This is a genomic window from Nocardia sp. NPDC058497, from assembly GCF_042720195.1.
Lineage (GTDB): Bacteria > Actinomycetota > Actinomycetes > Mycobacteriales > Mycobacteriaceae > Nocardia.
Genome location: NZ_JBHXMY010001018.1, coordinates 1 through 1196 on the forward strand (window position 1 = coordinate 1; position 1196 = coordinate 1196).

The 1196-nt window shown below is 67.4% G+C and carries 1 protein-coding gene and 1 pseudogene; both read right to left on the reverse strand.

Annotation, left to right across the window (positions count from 1 at the left end):
* Positions 1-736: oxidoreductase (locus ACFWPJ_RS33370; RefSeq protein WP_378857591.1), on the reverse strand; the 736-nt coding region annotated here is incomplete at its 3' end.
* Positions 733-1196 (reverse strand): annotated as a pseudogene (locus ACFWPJ_RS33375) (hypothetical protein); the annotation flags it as partial. The gene ACFWPJ_RS33370 and the pseudogene ACFWPJ_RS33375, both read right to left, overlap by 4 nt.

Genomic DNA, 1196 nt, shown 5'->3' on the forward strand with positions numbered 1-1196 from the left:
GCAGCAGCCAGGCGAGCGTTACCTGCTGAGGGGTAGCGCCGAGGCGGCGGGCGATGCCGTTCAGGGTCCGCGACCGCAGCGGGCTGGAGCCGCCGAGGGGGAAGAACGCGGCGTAGGCGATGTCCTCCTCGGCGCAGCGGTCGATGAGGTCGTCGTCGGCGCGGTTGGCCAGGTTGTACAGGTTCTGCACCATTACCACGGGGGCGATGGCCTGGGCCTCGGTGAGCTGGGCGTCGGTGACTCCGCTGAGGCCGAGGTTCCGGATCAGGCCCTGCTCGCGCAGGTCGGCCAGGGCGCCGAACTGCTCGGCGATGGGGGCGGCGTCGTCAGCTTCGAACGAGGCCGTGCGCAGGTTGACCACGTCCAGGGCATCCAGGCCGAGGTGCTGGAGGTTGTCGTGGACCTGGGCTTTGAGGTCGGCGGGATTCAGGGCAGTCATCCAGCCGCCGGTGGCAGTGCGGCGGACGCCGACCTTGGTGACGATGCGGAGGTCGGCCGGGTAGGGGCGCAGGGCTTCCCGGATCAGTTCATTGACGATGACCGGCCCGTAGAAGTCGCTGGTGTCGATGTGGGTGATGCCGAGCTCGATCGCCGCGCGCAGCACGGCGATCGCCTGGGTACGGTCCTTGGGCGGTCCGAAGACGCCGCGACCGGTCAGCTGCATGGCGCCGTAGCCCATCCGGGTGATGGTCAGGTCGTTGGCGAGTGTCAACGTCTGAAAGGCAGGGGTGCTCATCGGAAAGCCCTCTCGGGTAATTTGGATTGTTTCTCGCAGGATGCCGAGATGCTGATGAGCCGAGTTGGAGATTCGCGAGTAGGTGTCGGCTGCGGAACTGGCGCGGCTGGAGCGGAACCAAGCAACTCCGCCAGGCCGCCATCGCTTTCCTCGGAGAGTTCTCGCGCGTAGAGCCGAACCAGTGTCGGCAGCACGAAACTGCCTGACACGCGTTCGATCACCAGGTTCGCCTGAACCAGTTCGGCTAGCAGCTTGCCCGTCACGCTGGGCGGCTGGGCGGCCAGCCTGGCGGCCGAATGAACGGAGATCGCCGGACCGGCGTGCAGTGCCAGCAGTCGAAACAGCCTTGCCGCAGGCGCCCGCAGACCTCGGTACGAGTACGCGAACGCCGCCCGTACATTGGTCGCGTCATCGCCGCAGTCGAACCCGTCCAAGCTGCCGTGTGACCCCTCGAGCTCCC